The organism is Streptomyces arenae, assembly GCF_022343545.1.
GTDB lineage: Bacteria > Actinomycetota > Actinomycetes > Streptomycetales > Streptomycetaceae > Streptomyces > Streptomyces humi.
In genome coordinates this window covers 115,448-139,525 of sequence record NZ_JAKQYH010000043.1, presented here as the reverse complement: position 1 = coordinate 139,525, position 24,078 = coordinate 115,448, and the positions used below count along the sequence as shown (strand labels likewise).

At 72.9% G+C, this 24,078-nt stretch carries 22 protein-coding genes; 10 read left to right on the top strand and 12 right to left on the bottom strand.

Annotation, left to right across the window (positions count from 1 at the left end; all coding sequences use genetic code 11):
- The first annotated feature begins 26 nt into the window (after positions 1 to 26).
- Together MB828_RS18740 and MB828_RS18735 are read left to right on the top strand one after the other, a co-directional pair.
- The gene (locus MB828_RS18740; protein ID WP_430381398.1) at positions 27 to 3,821 is read left to right on the top strand and encodes an ABC transporter ATP-binding protein; all 3,795 of its coding nucleotides are present in this window, start codon (positions 27 to 29) and stop codon (positions 3,819 to 3,821) included.
- Positions 3,822 to 3,985: 164 nt separating this feature from the next.
- Positions 3,986 to 4,378 (top strand): hypothetical protein, encoded by a 393-nt coding sequence (locus tag MB828_RS18735; protein ID WP_301649221.1) that lies wholly within the window; start codon positions 3,986 to 3,988, stop codon positions 4,376 to 4,378.
- A gap of 81 nt (positions 4,379 to 4,459) precedes the next feature.
- On the opposite strand, the gene MB828_RS18730 is transcribed toward MB828_RS18735, so the two are convergent.
- Positions 4,460 to 6,334 (bottom strand): glycoside hydrolase family 3 protein, encoded by a 1,875-nt coding sequence (locus tag MB828_RS18730; protein ID WP_301649220.1) that lies wholly within the window; start codon positions 6,332 to 6,334, stop codon positions 4,460 to 4,462.
- Positions 6,335 to 6,691: 357 nt separating this feature from the next.
- Here MB828_RS18730 and aroA point away from each other — a divergent pair, with 357 nt between their 5' ends.
- A complete protein-coding gene (aroA, locus tag MB828_RS18725; protein ID WP_301649219.1) occupies positions 6,692 to 7,942 on the top strand; it encodes a 3-phosphoshikimate 1-carboxyvinyltransferase in 1,251 nt (416 codons plus the stop codon).
- Between the two features lie 84 nt (positions 7,943 to 8,026).
- Here the strand turns inward: aroA and MB828_RS18720 are convergent, their stop codons facing one another.
- On the bottom strand, positions 8,027 to 8,827 hold the full coding sequence (locus MB828_RS18720) for a sugar phosphate isomerase/epimerase family protein (protein WP_165941393.1): 801 nt from the start codon (positions 8,825 to 8,827) through the stop codon (positions 8,027 to 8,029).
- Between the two features lie 16 nt (positions 8,828 to 8,843).
- Entirely contained in the window at positions 8,844 to 9,779 is a 936-nt protein-coding gene (locus tag MB828_RS18715) for a bifunctional helix-turn-helix transcriptional regulator/GNAT family N-acetyltransferase (protein WP_301649218.1), read from the bottom strand.
- A 386-nt stretch (positions 9,780 to 10,165) separates the two neighbouring features.
- Between MB828_RS18715 and MB828_RS18710 the strand changes: the two genes are divergently transcribed.
- Together MB828_RS18710 and MB828_RS18705 are read left to right on the top strand one after the other, a co-directional pair.
- Positions 10,166 to 10,543 (top strand): hypothetical protein, encoded by a 378-nt coding sequence (locus MB828_RS18710; protein WP_301649217.1) that lies wholly within the window; start codon positions 10,166 to 10,168, stop codon positions 10,541 to 10,543.
- Between the two features lie 126 nt (positions 10,544 to 10,669).
- Positions 10,670 to 11,926 (top strand): FAD-dependent monooxygenase, encoded by a 1,257-nt coding sequence (locus MB828_RS18705; RefSeq protein ID WP_301649216.1) that lies wholly within the window; start codon positions 10,670 to 10,672, stop codon positions 11,924 to 11,926.
- On the opposite strand, the gene MB828_RS18700 is transcribed toward MB828_RS18705, so the two are convergent.
- The gene (locus MB828_RS18700) at positions 11,906 to 12,952 is read right to left on the bottom strand and encodes a LacI family DNA-binding transcriptional regulator (RefSeq protein WP_133021803.1); all 1,047 of its coding nucleotides are present in this window, start codon (positions 12,950 to 12,952) and stop codon (positions 11,906 to 11,908) included. The two genes, MB828_RS18705 and MB828_RS18700, sit on opposite strands and share 21 nt — an antisense overlap.
- Positions 12,953 to 13,179: 227 nt before the next feature.
- On the opposite strand from MB828_RS18700, the gene MB828_RS18695 reads away from it, so the two are divergent.
- From MB828_RS18695 to MB828_RS18685, 3 genes are read left to right on the top strand one after another with little or no spacing between them, the layout of a single operon-like run.
- Entirely contained in the window at positions 13,180 to 14,337 is a 1,158-nt protein-coding gene (locus MB828_RS18695) for a Gfo/Idh/MocA family protein (protein ID WP_133021804.1), read from the top strand.
- Positions 14,334 to 15,488, top strand: coding sequence for a dihydrodipicolinate synthase family protein (locus tag MB828_RS18690; protein ID WP_133021805.1), 1,155 nt, complete (start codon positions 14,334 to 14,336; stop codon positions 15,486 to 15,488). The genes MB828_RS18695 and MB828_RS18690 overlap by 4 nt, the downstream gene beginning before the upstream one ends.
- Positions 15,489 to 15,520: 32 nt before the next feature.
- On the top strand, positions 15,521 to 16,318 hold the full coding sequence (locus MB828_RS18685) for a sugar phosphate isomerase/epimerase family protein (protein WP_301649293.1): 798 nt from the start codon (positions 15,521 to 15,523) through the stop codon (positions 16,316 to 16,318).
- 68 nt (positions 16,319 to 16,386) lie between these two features.
- Here MB828_RS18685 and MB828_RS18680 read toward each other — a convergent pair whose 3' ends face one another.
- The 3 genes from MB828_RS18680 to MB828_RS18670 form a co-directional block, all read right to left on the bottom strand.
- Complete coding sequence (locus tag MB828_RS18680; protein WP_301649215.1) at positions 16,387 to 16,719, bottom strand: hypothetical protein; 333 nt, start codon at positions 16,717 to 16,719, stop codon at positions 16,387 to 16,389.
- A 132-nt stretch (positions 16,720 to 16,851) separates the two neighbouring features.
- The gene (locus tag MB828_RS18675) at positions 16,852 to 17,079 is read right to left on the bottom strand and encodes a DUF397 domain-containing protein (protein WP_301649214.1); all 228 of its coding nucleotides are present in this window, start codon (positions 17,077 to 17,079) and stop codon (positions 16,852 to 16,854) included.
- A complete protein-coding gene (locus MB828_RS18670) occupies positions 17,066 to 17,890 on the bottom strand; it encodes a helix-turn-helix domain-containing protein (protein ID WP_301649213.1) in 825 nt (274 codons plus the stop codon). The genes MB828_RS18675 and MB828_RS18670 overlap by 14 nt, the downstream gene beginning before the upstream one ends.
- A 129-nt stretch (positions 17,891 to 18,019) precedes the next feature.
- On the opposite strand from MB828_RS18670, the gene MB828_RS18665 reads away from it, so the two are divergent.
- Both MB828_RS18665 and MB828_RS18660 read left to right on the top strand, forming a co-directional pair.
- Complete coding sequence (locus tag MB828_RS18665) at positions 18,020 to 18,247, top strand: hypothetical protein (protein ID WP_301649212.1); 228 nt, start codon at positions 18,020 to 18,022, stop codon at positions 18,245 to 18,247.
- A complete protein-coding gene (locus MB828_RS18660) occupies positions 18,244 to 18,519 on the top strand; it encodes a hypothetical protein (RefSeq protein WP_301649211.1) in 276 nt (91 codons plus the stop codon). Before MB828_RS18665 ends, MB828_RS18660 begins: the two co-directional genes overlap by 4 nt.
- A gap of 272 nt (positions 18,520 to 18,791) precedes the next feature.
- Here the strand turns inward: MB828_RS18660 and MB828_RS18655 are convergent, their stop codons facing one another.
- Genes MB828_RS18655 through MB828_RS18635 form a run of 5 tightly spaced genes read right to left on the bottom strand, consistent with a single transcriptional unit; the run spans position 18,792 to position 23,906 of the window.
- Positions 18,792 to 19,559 carry an ABC transporter ATP-binding protein gene (locus tag MB828_RS18655; protein WP_301649210.1) on the bottom strand — a complete coding sequence of 256 codons (768 nt, stop codon included), beginning with the start codon at positions 19,557 to 19,559 and terminating at the stop codon, positions 18,792 to 18,794.
- A gap of 3 nt (positions 19,560 to 19,562) precedes the next feature.
- Entirely contained in the window at positions 19,563 to 21,212 is a 1,650-nt protein-coding gene (gene mdlC / locus MB828_RS18650) for a benzoylformate decarboxylase (protein WP_301649209.1), read from the bottom strand.
- Positions 21,209 to 22,066, bottom strand: a complete 858-nt coding sequence (locus tag MB828_RS18645) for an ABC transporter permease (RefSeq protein WP_301649208.1) — start codon at positions 22,064 to 22,066, stop codon at positions 21,209 to 21,211. Before MB828_RS18645 ends, mdlC begins: the two co-directional genes overlap by 4 nt.
- Positions 22,063 to 22,923 (bottom strand): ABC transporter permease, encoded by an 861-nt coding sequence (locus MB828_RS18640; protein ID WP_301649207.1) that lies wholly within the window; start codon positions 22,921 to 22,923, stop codon positions 22,063 to 22,065. The genes MB828_RS18645 and MB828_RS18640 overlap by 4 nt, the downstream gene beginning before the upstream one ends.
- Entirely contained in the window at positions 22,920 to 23,906 is a 987-nt protein-coding gene (locus tag MB828_RS18635) for an ABC transporter substrate-binding protein (protein WP_301649206.1), read from the bottom strand. Before MB828_RS18635 ends, MB828_RS18640 begins: the two co-directional genes overlap by 4 nt.
- Positions 23,907 to 24,078: the final 172 nt, after the last annotated feature.

The following is a 24,078-nucleotide window of genomic DNA, read 5'->3' as shown; positions in this document are numbered from 1 at the left end:
AATCCGCTTCTGGCCGTGTTGTGGCGATGCGGAAGACCAGGGCGAACGAAGGGCACCGCGTGGCAGCGCAACAGGGGGAGCGGGGACAGGGTGGCTGGGCGCGCAGACTCGCGGGGTACGCCTGGCGGCACCCCCGGGACGTCGTGCTCGCGCTCGGGTCCTCGCTGGCCGGAATGGCCGTGCTGGCCATCGTACCGCTCATGACCAAGGTGATCATCGACGACGTGATCGGTGATCACAGCCGGTCGATGGCGCCCTGGGCCGGCGGCCTGATCGGGGCCGCCGTCCTCGTCTACGTCTCCGCCTACGTACGGCGCTACTACGGCGGCCGGCTCGCCCTCGACGTCCAGCACGACCTGCGGACGGAGATGTACGACACCCTCACCCGGCTCGACGGGCGGCGCCAGGACGAACTGTCCACGGGCCAGGTCGTCGGCCGGGCCACCAGCGACCTCCAGCTGATCCAGGGCCTGCTCTTCATGCTGCCGATGACCATCGGCAACGTCCTCCTCTTCGTGATCTCCCTCGCGATCATGGCCTGGCTGTCGCCGCCGCTCACCCTGGTCGCCCTCGCCGTCGCTCCGGCCCTGTACTGGATCGCCAGGCGCAGCCGCACCAAGCTGCACCCCGCCACCTGGTACGCCCAGGCCCAGGCCGCCGCCGTCGCCGGGGTGGTCGACGGCGCGGTGAGCGGCGTACGCGTGGTCAAGGGGTTCGGACAGGAGGAGCAGGAGACCGGCAAGCTCCGCGAGATCGGGCGCAGGCTCTTCGCCGGGCGGCTCCGCACGATCCGGCTGAACAGCAGGTTCACCCCGGCGCTCCAGGCCGTCCCGGCCCTCGGCCAGGTCGCCATGCTGGCGCTCGGCGGCTGGCTGGCGGTACGCGGCCACATCACCCTCGGCACCTTCGTCGCGTTCTCCTCGTACCTCGCCCAGCTGGTCGGCCCGGTCCGGATGCTCGCCGTGGTCCTCACCGTCGGCCAGCAGGCCCGCGCCGGCACCGAACGCGTCCTGGAGCTGATCGACACCCGGCCGACGATGAAGGACGGGACGAAGATTCTCCCCGCCGACGCGCCCGCCACCGTCGAGTTCGACGACGTGGCCTTCGGCTACGACCAGGCCCCCGGCGGAACCAGCCCGGTCCTCCGAGGGCTGAGCTTCGAGATCCGCGCCGGCGAGACCCTCGCCGTCGTCGGCTCCTCCGGCTCGGGCAAGTCCACGGTGTCCCTCCTGCTGCCCCGCTTCTACGACGTCACCCACGGCGCCGTCCTGGTCGGCGGCCACGACGTGCGCGAGCTGACGCTCGACTCGCTGCGGGCCGCGATCGGCCTGGTCCCGGAGGACTCGTTCCTCTTCTCGGACACCGTCCGCGCCAACATCGCGTACGGCCGTCCCGGCGCCACCGAGGAGGAGATCCGCGCCGCCGCCCGCGCCGCCCAGGCGGACCGTTTCATCACAGAACTGCCCGACGGCTACGACACCAAGGTCGGCGAGCAGGGCCTCACCCTCTCCGGCGGCCAGCGCCAGCGCGTCGCCCTGGCCCGCGCCATCCTCACCGACCCGCGGCTGCTCGTCCTCGACGACGCCACCTCGGCCGTCGACGCCCGCGTGGAGCACGAGATCCACGAGGCGCTCCGACACGTGATGCGGGGCCGCACGACCCTGCTCGTCGCGCACCGCCGCTCCACCCTCAACCTCGCCGACCGCATCGCCGTCCTCGACGGTGGCCGGCTCGCCGACATCGGCACCGACGAGGAGCTCCAGAAACGGTCGGCGCTGTACCGCAGGCTGCTCACCGACCCCGACGAACTGGGCGGGGTCTCCCCGGGGCACGCCCTGCCCGCCGGGCCGCGCGAGGACATCTCCGTACGCGAGGAACTGGACGCCGAGTTCGACGCCGAGCGCGGGGTGACCCCGCGCCTGTGGACCGGTGACCGCGCTCCCCGGGACCTCGCCCTCGCCGGCACCCCGGCCACCCCAGAACTCCTCGCCCGGGTCGACGCCCTGCCCCCGGCGACCGACACCCCCGACATCGACGAGGACCGTGCCGTCCGCCCCGAGGACTCCTACGGCCTGCGCCGCCTGCTGCGCGGCTTCGGCGCCCCCCTCCTCGTGAGCCTCGGTCTGGTCGCCGTGGACGCCGGCATGGGCCTCCTCCTGCCGGTGCTGATCCGGCACGGCATCGACCAGGGCGTCTCCAGGATGGCGCTGGGCGCGGTCTGGGCGGCCGCGCTGCTGGGGCTGTTCGCGGTGCTCGCGCAGTGGGCCGCCCAGACCGGCGAGACCCGGATGACCGGCCGTACCGGCGAACGGGTCCTCTACTCGCTCCGGCTGAAGATCTTCGCCCAGCTCCAGCGGCTCGGACTCGACTACTACGAGCGGGAGCTGACCGGCCGGATCATGACGAGGATGACCACGGACGTGGACGCCCTGTCCACCTTCCTCCAGACCGGTCTGGTCACGGCCTTCGTCTCCGTCGTCACCTTCTTCGGCATCATGGTCGCCCTGCTGGTGATCGACGTGCAGCTGGCCCTCGTCGTCTTCACCACCCTGCCGCCGCTGGTCGTCGCGACCTTCTTCTTCCGCCGGGCGAGCGTGAAGGCGTACGAACTGGCCCGGGAGCGGGTGTCGGCGGTCAACGCCGACCTCCAGGAGTCGGTGGCGGGCCTCAGGATCGTGCAGGCCTTCCGGCGCGAGGGCGACGGCTCCCGGCGTTTCACCGAGCGCAGCGAGAGCTACCGCAGGGCCCGTACCCGGGGCCAGTTCCTGATCTCGGTCTACTTCCCGTTCGTGCAGCTGCTGTCTTCGGTGGCGGCGGCGAGCGTGCTGATCGCCGGCGCGCACCGGGTCGAGGCGGCCACCCTCACCACCGGCGCGCTGGTCGCCTACCTGCTCTACATCGACCTGTTCTTCGCGCCCGTCCAGCAGCTCTCGCAGGTCTTCGACGGCTACCAGCAGGCGACCGTCTCCCTCGGCCGCATCCAGGAACTGCTGCGCGAGCCGACCTCGACGAAGTCCGCCGAGCGGCCCCGCGAGGTGGGCGCCCTGCGCGGCGACATCGCCTTCGAGGACGTTCGCTTCGCCTACGGCGCCGCCGACCACGGCGACGCGGCCCTCACCGGAGTGAACCTGGTCATCCCCGCCGGGCAGACGGTCGCCTTCGTCGGCGAGACCGGAGCGGGCAAGTCGACCCTGGTGAAGCTGGTGGCGCGGTTCTACGACCCGACGAGCGGCCGGGTGACCGTCGACGGCACCGACCTGCGCGACCTGGACCTCACCTCGTACCGGCACCGTCTCGGCGTGGTCCCGCAGGAGGCGTACCTGTTCCCCGGCACCGTCCGGGACGCCATCGCGTACGGGCGGCCCGGGGCCGGCGACGCCGAGGTGGAGGCGGCGGCCCGCGCGGTCGGCGCCCACGAGATGATCGCCACCCTCGGCGGCGGCTACCTCCACGAGGTGGCCGAGCGCGGCCGCAACCTCTCGGCCGGCCAGCGCCAGCTGATCGCGCTGGCCCGCGCGGAGCTCGTCGACCCCGACGTGCTGCTCCTCGACGAGGCGACGGCGGCGCTCGACCTGGCGACGGAGGCGCAGGTCAACCTGGCCACCGACCGTCTCGCGGGCCGTCGTACGACGCTCGTGGTCGCCCACCGGCTGACCACCGCGGCCCGCGCCGACCGGGTGGTGGTCATGGACCACGGCCGGGTCGCCGAGGACGGCACCCACGAGGAACTCCTCGCCCGCGGCGGCCGGTACGCCGAACTGTGGCGCACCTTCACCGGCCAGGCCGGGGAACCGGAGGAACCGGTGGGCGCGGCCCGCTGAACCGCCGCCCGCCGCCCGGGCACCGCCGAGGGGACGGTCGAGGGGGCGGCGGCCCCGCGTCCCTGACGGTCGTGCAACCATCCGACATACGTCGTGCGTCCGTACATCAGTACGTACCTGGCGTACACGGATGGTGCACGGCCGCGGCATGGGAGGGGACGACGGTGGACAGTGGTGCGATACGTCGGCGGCTGGCGTTCGGCGCGGCCGTGCTGGCCGCCTCCGGGGCCTTCGCCCTCGCGGCGCCGGTCCAGGCGCGGGCGGTGACGGCCGAGAACTGCGCCGGCCGCGAGGTCCGGACCCTGCCGTTCACCACCGGCACGGTGCACGTCTACCGGCAGGGCGGCTACGTCTGCGCCGTCACCCTCTCCAAGAACCCCGGGATCAAGCGCACCATGTCCGTCAGCGTCCAGGCGCGGGGCAACCGCCCGGTCGTGGACAAGGGCAGGTACACCCGCCGCGCGGGCCCGGTGACCGTCCACGCGGGCCATCGCTGCGTGTGGGTGAAGGGCGCGGTGGCGGGCGGCTCGGTCAGCTCGGGGTGGATCCTCTGCTGAGGACCGGCCGACCCCGGCCGGCGCGGACCGCGTCCACGGTCCGCGCCCGCCGCGCCGAAGGCCGTCCGCCCGTCGGGGGTGTCACGCCCGGTCCGCTACGTGCGTCCGGTACGTCAGCCCATGGCCGATCGGGTACAGCACCTGGGCCGGGTCGTCCGCCCGCCCGACCGGCACCGGCAGTCTCCCGCGTGGCGCCACCCGGCCCGCGATCACCCGGGCGGCCGCCCGCAGTTCGACGTCGGTCCAGCAGTAGGACGCCAAGCAGGCCTTGAGGGTGGGCAGTTGGGCCACGTCGTACGGATTGCGCACCGCGACCACGACCACCGGCCGCCCGGTGCCCACCAGTCGGCCCACCAGCTTCTGCTGCCCGCCGCCCGCCGTGACGTTGTACGTCCCGACGACCACCGCGTCCGTCCCCTCGGCCGCCGCGACCGCCTCCTCGATCGTCGCCGCGGAGGGGTCCGTGCCGGTGGACAACGCGCGTGCGGAGAAGCCGAGTTCGGTGAGCGCGGCGGCGAGCACGCCGGTGGGCGGGCCCGTCGTGCCGGACGGGGCCGCCGGATCGGCGCCCACCACCAGCACCTTGCCGTGGGTGCGCGGCGACAGCGGGAGCAGACCGCCCTCGTTGACCAGCAGGGTGGTGGTGCGCTCGGCGACCCGGTCGGCGACGGCGAGGTGGCGGGCCGTGCCGACCACCCGGCGGACGTCCTTCGCGTCGACGTACGGCCGGTCCAGCAGCCCCAGCCGCGACTTCAGGCGCAGGAGGCGCAGGATCGACTCGTCCAGCCGGGACTCGGTCAGCTCGCCGTCCCGTACGGCCTTCAGGACGGCGTTCCAGGCGACGTCCAGGGCGGGCGGGTCGAGGAGCTGGTCGACACCGGCCTTGAGGGCGAGCACGGGCACCCGGTCGTCGCCGTACTTCGTGCGCACCCCCGCCATGCTCAGCGAGTCGGTCACCACCACACCGTCGTAGCCGAGTTCACCGCGCAGGATGCCGGTGACCACGGGGTGGGAGAGGGTCGCCGGGTCACCGGAGTCGTCCAGGGCCGGGAACTGGATGTGCGCGGTCATGACCGAGTCGACGCCCGCCGCGACGGCCGCCCGGAAGGGCACCGCGTCCAGCTTCTCCCACAGCTCCCGGCTGTGCGTGATGACGGGGAAACCGGTGTGGCTGTCCACCGTGGTGTCGCCGTGCCCGGGGAAGTGCTTGGCGGTGGCGGCCACCCCGGCCTCCTGGTACCCCCGCGCCTCGGCGGCGGCCAGCGCGCCCGCCGCGTCCGGATCGGCGCCGAAGGACCGCACGCCGATGACGGGGTTGGCCGGGTTCACGTTGACGTCGGCGTCGGGGGAGTAGTCCTGCCGGACTCCCATCGCCCGCAGTTCGGCACCGGAGACCCGGCCGACGGTACGGGCGTCGGCCGCCGAACCGCCCGCCCCGATCGCCATCGCGCCCGGGAAGAGGGTGGCGGGCCGGCCGATCCGGCAGACGGCGCCGTGCTCCTGGTCGGTGCTGATGAGCACGGGCAGCCCGCGCGGCTGTTCCAGGGACGCCCGCTGGATCCCGTTCGACAGCTCGGCGATCTGCCGCGGATCACGGGTGTTGTGGGTCCAGGTGAAGTAGATGATCCCGCCGACCCGGTACTTCGCGACGAGCTCGGCGGCGGTGCGGACGCCGAGCTCCTTCAGGTTGGCGTCGATGTCGGCCTGGTCGGGAGCGGTGGCGGAGTGGCCGTGGACCCGCGCCACGAACAGCTGGCCGACCTTCTCCGGGAGCGTCATCCGGGAGACCAGGGCACGCAGTGTCCGCTCGTCGGAATCGAGGGAGTACGCGCTGGTGCCGACGGTCAGTCCCGCGGTCACCCCCGCGGTCGCGGTGAGAAGGGTGCGTCTGGAGGGCACGTGCGCTCCTTCCGGTGGGGAACCCTGAGGGCAAGGTAGCCGGAAAGGGGCCGCCATCGGCGCATTGGAGGGGGGCACGTCGATGGCGGCGGGCCGGCGGCCGCGGTACGGCGGAGAGGGTGGGCCGCACCACGAGGACTCTTCCGACAGCCTGCGCGTTGGACGACCGGAGCCGGGGCCGGGTTCCCGACGGCAGCGGATTCCCGCGATTCACCGGCGGAGGGCGCTCTTAAGGGGCGCTGGGGGTCCCCCGGCCGAAGGCTGGCGGAGGAATCCGAGGTACGTCGGTGAAGCGCCCGTCAGGGGCGCGGGGAACTGCGCGAACAACCCCCACCGGGCCGCACACGACATTCCACCGTTCCACCCCATGGACAAACGACCCCGCACCGACGAAGAACCGGAGATCATCGGCGCATGCCCGTCGCCCACATCCCCGGTTCCAAGTCCGTCACCGCCCGCGCCCTCTTCCTCGCGGCCGCCGCCGACGGAGTCACCACCCTCGTCCGCCCCCTCCGCTCCGACGACACCGAGGGCTTCGCCGAGGGCCTGACCCGGCTCGGCTACCGCGTCGGCCGCACCCCGGACACCTGGCAGGTGGACGGCCGCCCGCAGGGCCCCGCCGTGCCCGAGGCCGACGTCCACTGCCGGGACGGCGCCACCACCGCCCGCTTCCTGCCCACGCTCGCCGCCGCCGGCCACGGCAGCTACCGCTTCGACGCGTCCGAGCAGATGCGCCGCCGCCCCCTCGCCCCGCTCACCCGCGCCCTGCGCGACCTCGGTGTCGACCTGCGTCACGAGGCGGCGGAGGGCCACCACCCGCTGCGCGTCGAGGCGGCCGGTGTGGAGGGCGGCGAGGTGACCCTGGACGCCGGGCAGTCCTCGCAGTACCTCACCGCGCTGCTGATGCTCGGACCGCTGACCCGCAGGGGCCTGCGGATCCGGGTGACGGACCTGGTCTCCGCGCCGTACGTGGAGATCACCCTCGCGATGATGCGGTCGTTCGGGGTGCGGGTGGCACGCGAGGGGGACACCTTCGTCGTACCGCCGGGCGGCTACCGGGCCACCACCTACGCGATCGAACCCGACGCCTCCACCGCGAGCTACTTCTTCGCCGCGGCGGCCGTGACGGGCCGCGAGGTCACCGTGCCGGGCCTCGGACAGGGCGCGCTCCAGGGGGACCTCGGCTTCGTCGACGTCCTGCGCAGGATGGGCGCCGAGGTGGAGACCGGCGCGGACCGCACCACCGTCCGGGGCACCGGCGTACTCCGCGGCGTCACCGTCAACATGCGGGACATCTCCGACACCATGCCCACCCTCGCGGCCGTCGCCCCCTTCGCGGACGGCCCCGTCCGGATCGAGGACGTGGCCAACACGCGGGTGAAGGAGTGCGACCGCCTGGACGCCTGCGCGGAGAACCTGCGCCGGCTCGGCGTCGAGGTCGCCACGGGCGAGGACTGGATCGAGATCCGCCCCGGCGCCCCGGCCCCCGCCGAGATCAGGACCCACGGCGACCACCGCGTCGTCATGTCCTTCGCGGTGACGGGCCTGCGGACCCCCGGCATCACCTTCGACGACCCGGGGTGCGTGAAGAAGACGTTCCCGGGGTTCCACGAGGCGTTCGGGGAACTGGCCGCGGGCTGGGGAATCCCACTCGACGCCGCCTGAGTCCCCGGTCCCGCGCCGGCGGCCGGCCGCATGCCACGTGCCGTGCTCAGCGCCCGTGGCAGGCCGCCCGCCACCGCGCCGTGCTCAGGCCGATTCGTTGAGGAGCCGGGAGAGGTGGTCGCGGCCCGCGGTCAGGAGGCCGGGCAGCGGGGCCGCCGCCTCGTACCAGCGCTTCTCGTACTCCCAGCACAGCCAGCCGTCCCAGCCGTGCCGGGAGAGGACCTCCACGCAGTCGGAGAGGGGCAGGACCCCGGCGCCCAGCGCCAGCGGGGTGGTGTCCTCGGCCGAGGCGATGTCCTTGACCTGGACGTATCCGAGGTGCGGCGCGAGGGCCGCGTAGGTCTCGGCGGGCTGTTCGCCGCCCAGCCAGGTGTGCATGACGTCCCAGAGCGCGCCGGCCATGCGGTGGCCGACCGGGCCGAGCACGCGGATGGCGTCGGCGCCGGTGCGGTGCGAGTCATGGGTCTCGAGCAGGACCCGTACGCCGAGCGCGGAGGCGTCCTCGGCGACCGTGCCGAGCCGCCGGGCGGCGATCGCGTCGGACTCGGCGGCCGGCACGTCGGGGTCGGCGCCGGGGAAGACGCGCACGAAGGAGGCGCCCAGGTCGTGCGCCAGCTGGAGGAGTTGCCGGATCTCGTCGAGGACCGGCGCGTCCTCGCCGGGCGCGGCCACCCGCGCGTAGCCCGCGACGCCCAGCACCTCCACCCCGCACGACTTGAACTCGGCGGCGATGTCGGCCCGTTGCGCGGGCCCGAGACCTGGGTGCACCGGCTCCTCCGGGTGGGCGCGCAGCTCCACACCGTGGTAGCCGTGGGTGGTGGCGAGCGCCAGCACGTCCGAGACGGGCAGGCCGGGGACCCCGAGGGTGGAGAAGGCGAACTTCATGCCCACCAACCTAGTCTCAGCGGCCCGTCCCGTGCAGATCCAGCCGCCAGTCCTGCCCGACCAGGTCCTGGCCGAAGGAGCGGTGCGGTTTCTCGGCGCTGAGGACGAAGCCGTGCCGCTGGTAGATGCGGCGGGCCGAGGACAGGATGTCGTTGGTCCACAGCACCAGGTCCCGGTAGCCGACCCCGCGCGCGAAGTCGACCACGGCGCCGACCAGCCGGTCCCCGATGCCGAGCCCGCGGGCGTCCGGCTCGACCAGCAGCAGCCGCAGCCGCGCGGTGCCCGGGGCGTCGTCCCGCACGCACATCACGCAGCCCACCGGCCGCCCAGCCCACTCGGCGATCCAGGTCCGCTCCAGGTGCGGGTCGTGGTCCTCGGCGTAGTCGGCGACGATCCGGGCGACCAGCCCCTCGTAGTCGGCGTTGAAGCCGTACTCGGCGGCGTACAGGGCGGCGTTGCGCTGCACGATCCAGCCCAGGTCGCCGGGGTGCGGCTCGCGCAGCACGGGCTCGGCCGCGCCGTCCGGGGCGTGCCCGTCGCCGAGGAGGGTGCGGATGGTGCGCATGGCCTCGGCCAGGCGCGGCCGGTCGCCGGGGTCCATGGCGGCCAGCAGCGAGCCGACCGACTCCCGGGCCCGTTCGTCCAGCAGGCCGGCGGCGGCCCGGCCGGCCGTGGTGAGGGACACCCGGCGCCGCCGCGGGTCCTTGTCCGAGGGGGCGCGCTCGATCAGCCCGGCGGTCTCGAACTTGTTGAGGATGCGGCTCAAGTACCCGGCGTCCAGTGCGAGATCGGCGCGCAGGTCGGCCGCGTCGGTGTCCGTGGAGTGCGCGAGTTCGTAGAGCACCCGGGCCTCGGTGAGGGTGTACGGGGCGTAGAGGTGGCGGCCGTAGTCGAGGGCGCCGATGAGGTTGGTGTAGAAGCGGTTGAAGGCGCGCACGTCCTGGACGGTCATGGCGGGAACCCCGATGATTGACTGAGTCAGAGATATCGCCCTCCGAGGCTAACCCTTCGCCCCGTCAGGCCGGAAGGCGTCGGCCCGAACGCGGGCCCTCCGGGCTTTACTTGTTCTTTTTGCCTGGTCCTGGTCCTGCTTTTGACTTCGTCGCGTCAGCGCCGTAGGTTTATACACGAACGTCACTTATGTCCGTTTTCAACTTCGGGCGTGACGTGGTCCGCCGGAGAACCCGTGCGGTGCGGAGAACCGGCATCGAGGGCGGCGGACGTGCTCAGAGCTGCGCGCAGGCTCTGGAGCGCACGCAGGGCGGTCCCCCTGAGCGGCCGCCGGTACACATCCACACCCTCGGAGAGGGGCGAGAAATGCGCGCGCACACCACACGTATGAAGAGGGTCGCGATCGCTGCGATCTCAGCGCCCATCCTGGCGCTCGCGGCAGGTGCCGGAGTCGCCGGCGCGGCCACCGGCTCCGCACCCGCCCACGTCGCCGCGTACGGCGACCACGGCGGCGGCGGAGGCGGCGGCGGCCACGGCGGCGGCGGTGGCGGCTACGGCGGTGGCGGCCACGGTGGCGGCGGCTACGGCGGTGGCGGCTACGGCGGTGGCGGCTACGGCGGAGGCCACGACAACGGCGGCTGGGGCTGGGGCGGCGACGACGACTACGGCTGGGGCGGCGGCCACAACGGTGGCGGCGGCTGGGGCGGCGACGACGACGGCTGGGGCGGGGGCGGCGGCTACGGCGGCGGTGGCTGGGGAGACTGAATCCACAGTCGCTGACGCTCTCTGACAGTAAAGGACGGATCCGGGTGCCCGACCCCTCGGGCACCCGGACCCGTGCATCCAATCCCCCGCGGGGCACAGGTCCCGACGCCAGGAGGCGGTGACCGGATGAGGATCGTCTGCGTGGGCGGAGGCCCGGCCGGACTCTACTTCTCGATCTCGGCGAAACTGCGGGACGCCGGACACGAGATCACCGTCCTGGAGGCGGACCCGCCCGAGGCCACCTACGGCTGGGGCGTCGTGTACTGGCACGACCTGCTGGACATCCTGCACGGCAACGACCCCGAGAGCGCCCGTGCGATCAGCGCCGCGTCCGTGCTCTGGCAGCAGCAGGAGATCCGCGTGCACGGCGACCGGCACGACGGCACGGCCTACTTCGGCGGCTACGGCTACAGCATGGGCCGCGCCGCCCTGCTCGGCATCCTGACCCGGCGCGCCCGCTCCCTGGGCGTGGACGTACGGCACGGGGAACGCCTCGCCGACCCCGCCGGCCTGCCCGAAGCCGACCTGGTGGTGGCCGCAGACGGCGCGAACAGCCGGATCCGGCAGAGCCGCGCCGAGCACTTCGGCACCCGGCTGGAGACCGGCCGCAACCCGTTCGTCTGGCTCGGTACGGACCGGCAGTTCGACCGTTTCGTCTTCGCCTTCGAGGAGACCGAGGCGGGCTGGATCTGGTTCCACGCCTACCCGTCGTTCAAGGGCGTCAGCACCTGCATCGTCGAGTGCTCACCGGAGACCTGGCAGGGCCTCGGCCTCGACACGATGGACGAGGAGGACGCCGTACCCCTGCTGGAGAAGGTGTTCCACCGGGCCCTCGACGGCCACTCCCTGATCAGCAGGTCGCGCGGCGCCCCGGCGAGGTGGCAGCGCTTCACCCACGTCACCAACAAGACCTGGGTCGACGGCCGGGTGGTCCTCGCCGGCGACGCCGCGCACACCACCCACTTCACCCTGGGCTCCGGCACCCGGCTCGCGATGATCGACGCGATCGTGCTCGCCCACGCGCTCAAGCGGTACGACGATCCGCGGGTCGCCCTGCACGAGTACGACCGGCACCGCCGCGCCGAACTGCACTCCGTCCAGGCGGCGGCACGCACCAGCATGGCCTGGTTCGAGCACCTCGACGGCTACCTCGACCGGGACCCCGTCGACTTCGCCTACGCGATGGCGGTCCGCCAGGGCAACCAGCCCCCCTGGCGCTACCAGACCCACCTGGCCACCCAGCTTTCCCCGGTACGCCGGGTCCGCCGGGCCTACGACACGGGCCGCCGCTGGTACCGGGACCGGCGGTGGGGCGAGGCACCGCTGCCACTGCTGGGGCGGTCCGCGCGCACCCCGGCGGCCTCAGCTCCGCGGCACCCCTGAGGAGCCCCGTACCATCAGCTCCCCCCGGACCGTCGCGATGCCTCCCGGTGGCGGCTCCTCGCGCCCCATGGCGATCCGCCCGGCCCGTGCGCCCGCCTCCGCCAGCGGCAGCCGTACCGTCGTCAGCGAGGGCACCGCGTCGATGCTGAACGGCAGGTCGTCGAAGCCGGCCACCGACACGTCCTCGGGGATCCGCAGTCCCGACTCGCGCAGCGCCGCGCACGCGCCCAGCGCGACGGAGTCGTTCGCGGCCACCACCGCGGTGAGCGTGGGGTCCCGGCGCAGCAGCTCCAGCGTCGCCTCGTACCCCGCCCGCCGGTCGTACCGGCCGTGCACGGTCCAGCGCGGGTCCTCCTCGATCCCGGCCGCGGCCAGCGCCGCCCGGTGCCCTTCGAGCCGGTGTCGGGTGGTCGTCCGCTCCTCCGGGCCCGCGATGTAGCCGAGCCGCCGGTGCCCGAGCCCGATGAGGTGCTCGGTCAGCTGCTTGCCGCCGCCGCGGTTGTCGAAGGTCAGCGCCACGGCGTCGGTGTCAGGCGCCGGCGGCCGCCCGCACAGCACCACCCGGGTGCCCGCGTCGGCGAGCTTGCGCAGCTTCGCCGCCACCGCCGCCGCGTGCGGCGCGTCCTCCACGGCACCGCCGGTCAGGACCACCGCCGCCGCCCGCTGCCGCTGGAGCAGGGTCAGGTACGTCAGCTCCCGCTCCGGCGAGCCCCCTGTGTTGCACACCACAGCCAGCCGCTCGCCGCCCGCGCGCCCGCCGGGCCCGCCGATCTCGGACTGGATCGCGCCCGCCATGATGCCGAAGAACGGGTCGGCGATGTCGTTGACCAGGATGCCGACCAGGTCGGAGGTGGCCGCGGCGAGCGCGCTCGCGGGCCCGTTGAGGACGTAGTCCAGCTCGTCCACCGCCCGCAGCACCCGCTCCCGAGTGGTCGCCGCCACCGGGTAGTTGCCGTTCAGTACGCGCGACACCGTCGCGGGCGAGACCTGGGCGCGGGCCGCCACGTCCGCCAGGGTCACCGTCATCTCGTCGTCCTCCGGTCGCGCATCTTGTCGTACGCCGTCGTACACAGCCTGATCAAAGGAAGCCCCCTTGCCGTGCAGACCATAAGGCCAATCACCCTGGTTGTTCGCCCCCTCGAACAAGTCGACCCCGTCACGGTCTTGTACAGACCAGTGGTGAAAGGCTAGCTTCAGACTGTATAGAAAGCGCTTGCTGCGTTGCTGAGACGCACGCGGACGAAGGGAAACACGTGACACGCAAGACGGTGCGTATCGCCATGAACGGCGTGACCGGGCGCATGGGCTACCGACAGCACCTCGTCCGCTCGATCCTCGCGCTGCGCGAACAGGGCGGTCTCGACCTCGGCGACGGCACCGTGCTGTGGCCGGAACCGGTCCTCGTCGGCCGCCGGGAACACGCCCTCCGCGACATCGCCGACCGGCACGGTCTGTCCGGCGAGCACATCGCCACGGACCTCTCGGCGGTCCTCGCCGACCCGACCATCGACATCTACTTCGACGCCCAGGTCACCTCCGCCCGCGAGGAGGCCCTGAAGCAGGCCATCGCCGCCGGGAAGCACATCTACACCGAGAAGCCGACCGCGACCGGCCTGGACGGCGCCCTGGAGCTGGCCCGGCTCGCGCACGCGAAGGGCATCAAGCACGGCGTCGTCCAGGACAAGATCTTCCTGCCCGGCCTCCTCAAGCTGAAGCGGCTCATCGACGGCGGCTTCTTCGGCCGGATCCTGTCCGTCCGCGGCGAGTTCGGCTACTGGGTCTTCGAGGGCGACTGGCAGACCGCCCAGCGCCCGTCCTGGAACTACCGCGCGGAGGACGGCGGCGGCATCGTCGTCGACATGTTCCCGCACTGGGAGTACGTGCTGCACGAGCTGTTCGGCCGGGTGAAGTCCGTCCAGGCCCTCACCGCCACCCACATCCCGCAGCGCTGGGACGAGGGCGGCAAGCCCTACGACGCCACCGCCGACGACGCCGCCTACGGCATCTTCGAGCTGGACGGCGGCGCCGTCGCGCAGATCAACTCCTCCTGGGCGGTCCGCGTCAACCGCGACGAACTGGTCGAGTTCCAGGTGGACGGCACCGAAGGCTCAGCGGTCGCCGGCCTGCGCAACTGCCGTGTCCAGCACCGCAGCGCGACCCCCATGCCGGTCTGGAACCCGGACATCCCCGCCACCTACGCCTTCCGCGAGCAGTGGCAGGAGATCCCGGACAACACCGAGTTCGACAACGGCTTCAAGGCGCAGTGGGAGCTGTTCCTCAAGCACGTCTACGCCGACGCCCCCTACCAGTGGGACCTGCTGGCCGGCGCCCGTGGCGTCCAGCTCGCCGAGCTGGGCCTGAAGTCCTCGGCGGAGGGCCGCCGTATCGACGTCCCGGAGATCTCGCTGTGACCCTCCGACTGCCCTCGGCCGACGGCTCGCTGCGGACCTACGAGACCCGCGGCGAACCGCTCGCCCTCACCCCCGGCACCCCCTTCACCTCGCGCACGGTCTTCTCGGCGGCGCACGTCGTCGCCGACCCGTTCGCCGACAGCAACCCCGACGCGCCCGCCGCCGTCGACTGGGACGCCACCCTCGCCTTCCGCCGCCACCTCTGGTCGCATGGCCTGGGCGTCGCCGAGGCCATGGACACCGCCCAGCGCGGCATGGGCCTCGACTGGGCCGGCGCGGCCGAGCTGATCCGCCGCAGCGCCGCCGAGGCCAAGGCGGTCGGCGGCCGGATCGCCTGCGGGGTCGGCACCGACCAGCTCACCGGCCCGGCGACCCTCGCCGAGGTCCGGGCCGCCTACGAGGAGCAGCTCGCGCTCGTCGAGGAGACCGGCGCCCAGGCCATCCTGATGGCATCCCGGGCGCTGGCCGCGGCCGCCTCCGGACCCGAGGACTACCTCGACGTCTACGGCCACCTGCTCCGCCAGGCCTCCGAACCGGTCGTCCTGCACTGGCTCGGCCCCATGTTCGACCCGGCCCTGGAGGGCTACTGGGGCTCGTCCGACCTGGACGCGGCCACCTCGACCTTCCTGGAGGTCATCGCCGCCCACCCCGACAAGGTCGACGGCATCAAGGTGTCGCTCCTGGAGGCCCGGCGGGAGATCGACATCCGCCGCCGCCTGCCCGGCGGGGTCCGCTGCTACACCGGCGACGACTTCAACTACCCCGAGCTGATCGCGGGTGACGAGCAGGGCTTCAGCCACGCCCTGCTCGGCATCTTCGACCCGCTGGGCCCGCTGGCGGCCGAGGCGGTCCGGGTCCTGGACACCGGGGACACGGCGGGCTTCCGCGGCCTCCTGGACCCCACCGTGGAACTCTCCCGCCACCTCTTCCAGACCCCCACCCGGTTCTACAAGACGGGCGTGGTCCTGCTGGCCTGGCTCGCGGGCCACCAGTCCCACTTCACCATGGTCGGCGGCCTCCAGTCGGCCCGCTCCCTGCCGCACTTCGCCCGCGCCTACGAACTCGCCGACGGCCTGGGCCTGTTCCCGGACCCGAAGCTGGCCGAGGAGCGGATGAAGACCCTGCTCGCCCTGTACGGAGTGGCCCAGTGACCGGCGACCTGTCGCGTTTCTCGATCAACCAGATGACCGTCAAGCAGCTGTCGATCCCCGAACTGGCCGACGCCTGCCTGGAACTGGGCGTGCCGGGCGTGGGCCTGTGGCGCGAGCCGGTGCGGTCCCACGGCGTGGAGGCGACCGCCAAACTGGTCCGCGAGGCCGGCCTGACGGTCACCACCCTGTGCCGGGGCGGTTTCCTCACCGCGACCGACCCGGCGGAACGCGTGGCGGCCCTGGCCGACAACCGCCGCGCCGTCGAGGAGGCCGCGGCCCTCGGCACCGAGGTGCTGGTCCTGGTCTCCGGCGGTCTCCCGGCGGGCTCCAGGGACCTGGGCGCCGCCCGGGAGCGGATCGCCGACGCCCTCGCCGAACTGGGCCCGTACGCCGAACAGCACGGCGTCCGGCTGGCCATCGAACCCCTGCACCCCATGTTCGCCGCCGACCGCTGCGTGGTCTCCACCCTCACCCAGGCCCTGGACCTCGCGGAACGCTTCCCGGCGCACCAGGTCGGCGTCACGGTCGACACGTACCACATCTGGTGGGACGACCAGGCGCCCGCCCAGATCGCCCGCGCCGGCGCCGGCGGCCGTATCCACACCTTCCAGCTCGCCGACTGGACGACCCCGCTGCCGGCGGGCGTCCTCAACGGCCGCGGCCAGATCGGCGACGGCGCGATCGACATGCGGGAGTGGCGGGGCTACGTGGAGGCGGCCGGCTACACCGGCCCCATCGAGGTCGAACTCTTCAACGACGCCCTGTGGGCCCGGAACGGCCGGGAGGTCCTCGCGGAGACGGCGGAGAGGTTCCTGACCCACGCGGCGTAGTCCGGTCCGGCGGCCGGAGAGGCGAACCCGCTCTCCGGCCGCCGGACGTCCCTCGGTCCCTCTCCGTGTCAGGCCGAGGCCTTCCGGCTGACGTGGACGATGAGCTCGCCCACCAGTGTCAGGACCGCCAACGCCAGGCAGCACACGACACCGAGCAGGCCGGCCGCGACGACGTAGACCGAGCGCAGGTCCGTGCACTCGAACGCCGGTGAACAGCCGAGGGTCCGCGGGTCCGTCCGCGGCCCCATCGCGTTCCAGCCGATGACGAGGCAGAGCACGGAGACCACGGCCGCGCCGGACAACCCGGCCCACCGGACGCGCCGGGTTCCCCACCAGGACGCGATCCATCCCACGAGGATCACCGCCGGCAGGATGAACACATAGTCGGGGACTACGCCCATGTGGAATCGCTCCGCGACATCGTGGTGCGACCGGTGAGCCGCTGGGAAACATGGTCGCCCATGCCAATCAAGTTCACCGTCGGATGCTTGACGGTTCCCGTGGGCGGCTTGATCGCTTCCGCACTCGGGGCGTCAGCTGCTGAAACGCCCGCCCCGCACGGCCCCGACGAACGCGGCCCAGCCGGCCGCCGAGAAGACCAGCGCCGGGCCCGTGGATCCTGCCTTGCTGTCGCGGACGGGTACGACGGCATGGACGGGGGCGATCTCCAGGCAGTCGTCGTTGGTACCTCCGCTGTAGCTGGACTTGTACCACCCGGTGAACGTGGACGAATCGGAGACGGTGCGTTCATTGCTCGCCATGTGCGTGATCCTCCGCTGCCGCTCTGACGGCGACAAGTGACTGCTGCTGCGACAACGCGTCGCTCAGGGCCAGAGCGTAGGCGGTCTGGCTGGCCCTCACCAGCGCCGGATCGTCCATCAAGTTGCCGGTGAGAAAGCCCTCTACGTAGGCCACGGGGGCGGAGTCTTCGAAGCCCATGAGCGTGAGGTAGCTCTGCAGGAGGGCATGTGCGCCCACACCGTACGGAAGCACATGAAGCCGCAGCCGTCCCGCCTCGGCCATGTCCGCGATCTTGCGTAGCTGTACGGCCATCACCTGGGAGCCGCCGACGCGGCGCCGTAGTACCGACTCGTCCAGCAGCGTCCAGATGACCGGCTGTTGGGGGGCGTCGAGGATTCGGCGGCGTTTTGTTCGGTTGACGAGGAACTCGTCAAGTTCCTCGGCCGTATACGTCGGCCGATACGCGCGGAAGAGGGCACTTGCGTAGTCCTCGGTCTGAAACACGCCGGGAACCAGGGACAGTGCGAACTGCTGGATGAGCGTGGCCTGTTGCTCCAGCTCCGCCACGGCCGCGAAGTAGTCGTTGTACTTCGAGTCCAGATCCTCAAGCCACCGCTCGAAGAACCCGTCCGTCTTGAGGGCCCGGTCGATCCGGCGCGCGTCGTCGGACTTCGGCAGCCGCCTCCCTGCCTCGAAGTGACTGATCAAGGTGGGCGAGCACACGACCAGCTCGCCCAGTCCCTCCTGGGTGAGGCCGGACGCGACGCGCCGCAGCCGCAACTCCTCCCCGTACTTCTCCCGTTGCGTCCGAGGCTTCCGGCACTCGCTCATGCGGCCAACTCCCGTTCCTGACAAAGGCTCTGTCAAGTCCCCGCCCCTGGAAGCGTAGCCACCCCCGACCCCACTCTGTGAGGGAATCAACACACAACGAAGTCACCGCAGGTGAGAAGGCAGGTTGGCATGACGTATCTCCTGGCCCGGCTGGTCGAGCCGCTGCTTCGCTTCTTCCTGCCCCCTCGTGGGCGACGGCGCAAGAAGCGACCGGTCGCACCGCTCACCTACATGTGCCCGTACTCGTGCCCGTACGTCGGCCGCCCGACGACGTACCGCAGGGGCGAAGTCCCCTTGCGCGGCGAGGACAGCCCGCTCGTCCGCCCCTATCTCGACCATGTGGAGACCTACACGTGAACGGGCGCCTGCTTCCCTGGACCGGTGCGGACGGCAAGCCGTGTTACCTCGTGGGCGATGGCGAGGGTCATGTCTCGCGGCTCGCGGACCAGATCGAGAGCCTGCACCTCGGTATGGCGGACGGCCTGCTGGACCATGCCGCCGCCCTCCTCGCGGAGCAGCGCCTGACAGGCGACGAACTCCGCTACCTAGCCCGACGGCTGAGTGAATCCCTGAGCGACGTCAAACGCATCGCCGAGAGCAGGGGCGCACGACTGCCCAGTCGTGACTGACTGGCCGGGTCAGGCTCCTGCGCCGGGTGTCCGGCGCAGCCGACACCACCACAGACGGAGTCAACCGCTTCGAAGGACTAAGCGGCCATCTTCGGCGCTGGGAAGAATCTTGGAATCCGGTACAACCCTTCCCCCACCTCGGCTGTCATACGGGGCGTCAGGGCTTTCGGAGGGGGATCCGGGGGGATCGCGGGGGTTCTGATGCGGAGGGGGTAAGCCGAGGGGGTTCGGTCGACGGACCGGGCCCCCTCGAATCACGTCTGGGTGGCGTCCTAGCGGCCGTTCACTTCCGGCATGCCCCGCACCGCCCGGCCCACCTCCGTGCGCAGTGCCACGAAGGCGGTGGAGCCGCGGGTGGTGATCTGGTCCCGTTCGCCGGGGAGGGCGACCGGGAGGTCCCGGACGACACGGGAGCCGGGGCCGGCGGAGAGGACGACGACGCGGTCTCCCACGTACACGCTCTCGTCGATGTCGTGGGTGACGAACACGATGGTCGTCTCGTCGGCCCGGTGGACCTCCAGCAGCAGGTCCTCCAGATCCTCACGGGTGCCCGCGTCCAGCGAGCCGAACGGCTCGTCCATGAGCAGCAGCGAGGGACGGGGGACCAGCGCGCGGGCGATCGCGACGCGCTGCTGCATACCGCCGGACAGTTCGCGCGGACGGCGCCGGGCGACCCCGTGCAGACCGACCCGTTCGAGGATGGTCTCGGCCTCGGCCCGGCGGGCGGCGCGGCCGAGGCCCCGGCGGCGCAGCGGCAGGGCCACGTTGTCGCGGACGGTGAGCCAGGGCAGCAGCGAGCGGCCGTACTCCTGGAAGACCACCGCGAGCCGCTCCGGCACGCCGGTCACCGGGGTCCCGTCGACCGTGACCGTGCCCTCCTGCGCGGGCAGCAGCCCGGCGATGGTGCGCAGCAGCGTGGACTTGCCGCAGCCGGAGGGTCCGACCACGCTGAGCAGCTGCCCGTCGGGCACGGTCAGGCTGATGCCGTCCAGGACGTGCTGGTCGCCGAAGTGCCGGCTGACGGAGTCGAGACGCAGCATCCCTCACCTCACCCGATCCGGGGTTCGTGGTTCGTAGAGGGTGCCCGCGCCGCCGGCCACCGTGACGTGCAGCAGGAAGGGGCCGGCGTCGTCGCCCGCGCCCAGGGCGTGGTCCAGGGCGGCCGGGAGTTCCCCGGGGTGCTCGGCGCGGGCCGCGGGGCAGCCGAAGGACTCCGCGAGGGCCGCGAAGTCGATGCCGGTGATGTCCGTGCCGGGGACGGGCGCGACGCCGATCCGGCGGCCCAGCGCGCCGACGGCCTCGTAACCGCCGTTGTCGAGGAGGACGTAGGTGACCGGGGCCGCGTGCCGGGCCGCGGTCCACAGGGCCTGCACCGAGTACAGCGCCGAACCGTCCCCGACCACGCAGACCACCCGGCGCCGGTCGGCGAGCGCCCGGCCCACCGCGAGGGGCAGTCCCCAGCCGAGCGCCCCGCTGCCCGTGGTCAGGAAACCGTCGCCCGCCTCGACGGGCACCCGCGCGTGCAGCGCGTCGCGATGGCTCGGCGCCTCCTCCACGAGGACCCGGTCGCGCGGCAGCCGGGCGTGCAGCAGGTAGAAGAACAGCTCCGGGGTGATGTGACCTCCGGAGCCCCCGGGCCCCCCGTACCCCCCGCCGACAGGGGCCGGGGGCGGTGCCGGGCGGGGCGGTGGCGGGTCGCGGTCGGGCAGGCCCAGCAGCCCGGTGAGGTGCGCCAGGGCGGGCCGCAGGGTGGTGACGACGCTGGTGCCGGTGGGCAGCCAGGCCGCCTGGCCCGGGTCGCAGTCCAGGTGGAACAGCTCGGTACCGGGCGCCAGCGGCGGACCGCCGTCCGCCACGTGGTAGGTGAACACCGGCGTGCCGAGGGCGAGCACCACGTCGTACGGCGCCAGGCACGCGGCCAGCGGGCGCGCGACCGGCGGCAGGAAACCCTGGAACAGCGGATGCGACTCCGGGAAGCCGGAGCGGCCGGAGAGCGGGCTGATCCACACGCCGGCCCGCAGCCGCTCGGCCAGCGCCCGGACCTCGTCCGTGGCGTCCTCGTCGGCCACCCCCGGTCCGACCACGAGCGCCGGGCGGGCACAGCTCTCCAGCCGGGCGGCCAGCGCGGCCAGGACGTCCGGGCCGGCCGTGAACGCCGAGTGCACCGTGCGGGGTGCGACGGGCTCCGCGGGCCGGTCCCAGTCGTCCTCGGGCACCGACACGAACACCGGGCCGCGCGGCGGTGCCGTCGCGAGCCGGTGCGCCTCGGCGAGCACCGCGGGGACGTCCTCGGCCCGCTCCGGCTGGCGCGCGGACTTCACGTACGGGCGCGGGAACAGGGCCGGTTCGTCGGCACCGAGGAACGGCCGCAGCTGGATCAGCGAGCGCGCCTGCTGACCGGCCACGATCACCAGCGGCACGCGGTCGCGGAACGCGTTGAAGACCGCGCCGAGCGCGTGCCCGACCCCGCCCGCGGAGTGCAGGCTGACGAACGCGGCCCGCCGGGTGCCGAGCGCGTATCCGGCCGCCATGCCGACGACGACGGACTCCTGAAGACCCAGCACGTACGTGAAGTCGTCCGGCCAGTCCCGGAACATCCGCAGCTCCGTGGAGCCCGGATTGCCGAAGACCGTGGTCATGGCGGTGTCACGCAGCAGCCGTACGACCGCCTCGCGCACAGTGGTCGTCGTCATACCGTCCTCCCTGCGGGGGATCCTGGGCCGACGAGCCGTTTCTCGACCGCCAGCAGTGCGGTGTTGAGGAGATACCCGAGCGTGCCGAGCAGCAGCAGCGCCGACCACACCGTGAGCAGGTCGGAGCGGGTCATGGCGTCGGTGAGCGTGAACCCGATGCCGTCGTCGCTGCCCGGCAGCAGCTCCGAGAACACCATCAGGATCAGGGACAGCGACAGGCTGAGCCGGAGCCCCGCGAGGATCCGGGGCAGCGCCGAGGGCAGGATCAGGAACCACAGCCGCTCGGGTGCCGTCAGCCGCAGCACGGCCGCCACCTGGAGCCGCAGCGGGTCAGTGGCACGGGCGCCCTCCGCCGAGTTGACCAGCACCGGCCACACGGCGCCGAACACGATCGACGCCACCTGCATGGGCGTACCGACGTCGAAGACGACGACGAACACCGGCACCAGCGCGGGCGGCGGCACGGCCCGCGCGAACTGGAGCACCGGGTTGCACAGCGCGTACGCCCGGCGCGAGCGGCCCACCGCGATCCCCAGGGCGACCCCGGCGACGGCGGCGAGCGCGAACCCGGCGGCCATCCGGCCCAGGCTCGGCAGGATGGCGCCGACGGCGTCCGAACTCAGGAACAGATGACAGGCGGGGCCGGAGAACCACAGGTCGCGGGCGTGCCGGACGATCCGCAGCGGCGGCGGGAAGTACACGCTGCGCCGCGCACGGGCGGCCACCTCCCAGCAGAGGACGGCACCGAGGAACACGGACCAGCGGAGCAGGAAGGGAAAAGGGGAGAAGGGGTGCGGGAGCGACTGGGGCCGCGGTTGCGCCTGCGGCTCCGTTTCCGGCTCCGCCCGCGTCATGGGCGGTCCCTCCCCGGCTGTGGCAGTGGCTGTGACTGCGGCCGCGGCCGCGGTGATGACGCCGTCCGCCGTGGGCTCCGTGCCGCCTCCGGTCGGGGTTCCCGCGCCCAGGCGAACAACCGGCGTTCGGCGCCGACCAGTACGCCGTTGATCAGCAGGCCGAGGACGCCCGCCCACACCACCCCGGCCAGCACGTCCCGGGTGCCGTCGGTCCCGGTCTGGGCCTGGGCGATGAAGATGCCGAGGCCCTGGCCGAAGCCGGAGAGGATCTCCGTCGCGACGGCGAGGATCAGGGCGACCGCGGCCGAGATGCGCACGCCGGCGGCGATGAACGGGGCGGTGGCCGGCAGGTCCGCCCGCAGCAGCACCGCGAGCCGGCCGAACCCGAACACGCGCAAGGTGTCCCTGGCCAGCGGGTCGGTCTCGCCGAGGCCGTAGACGGTGTTGAACAGCACCGGCCACAGCGAGGCGTACGCGATCAGGGTCACCTCCGTCCGGGCTCCCGACCCCAGCAGCAGCGACACCAGCGGGATCAGCGCGACGGACGGCAGCGGCCGCAGGAACTCCAGCACGGCCCGGGTGGCGGCCTCGACCACCGGCACCGTGCCCAGCAGCAGTCCCAGCGGCACGGCGAGCGCGCAGGCGAGCCCGAGGCCGAGCGCCCAGGCCCGCAGGGTGACCCCGATCCCGTCGAGGAAGGCCCGGTCGCCCGCCAGCCGGACGGCGCGTACGAGGACTTCGGAGGCGGGCGGCAGGTAGCTGCGCCGGACGATCCCGGCCCGGGACACCGCCTCGCAGATCCCGAAGGCCGCGGCCGCGCCGAGCAGCCCCAGCAGCAGCTCCTGACGCCGGGTCATTTCACCAGCAGGGGTGCCGGGTCGATGTCCTTCGTCAGCAGTCCCTGGGCCCGCATGAGCCGGACGAGCCGGCGCAGGACGGCCGGGTCGGCGGTCGGCGGATAGGCGGGCAGGTGGATCGACTTGGCCTGGTCCGCCGTCACCTTGGTGTACTTCGGCAGTTCGGCGCGCACCGCCGCCGGGTCCTTGGCGGCGAGCGCGGACGCGGCCTCGACGGCACGCCGGAAGCCCGCCGCCGCCTTCGGGTTCTTCTTCACGAAGCCGGCCGTCGTGACGTACCCGCTGGCGGGCAGGCCCTTCGCCGGTCCCGAGCCGCCGTCGAGCAGCACCCGGGCGCCCAGGTCGCCCTGGATGGCCGTGTCGAAGGGCTCGACCGCGTGCACGGCGTCCACCTGGTCCCGTTGCAGGGCCGGGCCCATCTGCGGGAACAAAATCTGCCGGTAGACGGGCCGGCCGGCGTGCCGGGCGTCGAGGATCGCGTTCAGGGTCAGGGACTGGATGTTGTTCAGGACGGCGACGGCGACCTTCTTGCCGGCGAGGTCCGCGGGCGACTTCAGGGCGGAGTCCCCGGGCACGAGGACATCCATCATGTGCGGCGCGATCCGTACGCCCTCGGCGAGGATCCGCAGGTCCAGGGTGCCCTTCTCGTACGCCTGGAGGTAGGTGACGTAGTTCGCGCTCGCGATGACGTCCACCTGTCCCTTGAGCAACGCGGGCAACGCCTGGATGCTCTGCTGCACGGGCTGGATGCGGACGTCGAGCCCCTCCTTGGCGAACAGCCCGCGGTCCCGGGCCAGGTAGAGGGCGGCGGAGTCGGTGAGCGGCAGCGCGGCCACGGTCAGCTCCTGCCGCCCGTCGCTGTCGTGCGAGCCGCCGCCGCTGTCACAGGCCGCCAGGGTCAGTGCCGCTGCGGCGAGGAGCGCGGCGAGGCGCGCCGTTCCCGAACGTGATCGACTTAACCGGTGTGACCGACGTAAAGGCATGTCGGCATCCCTACCCGAATTTGTCATGATCGCTACAACCCTGTCCCGGCTTTCGTGCTCCTCGGCCCCATCCGAACCGGCCGCGCCGGACCCGCACAAGCGGGGCGCGGCAGCGCGACGGGGGCGCGGGGGAGCGTCGACGCCCATGATGTGGCCGCCGACGATGTGCCGT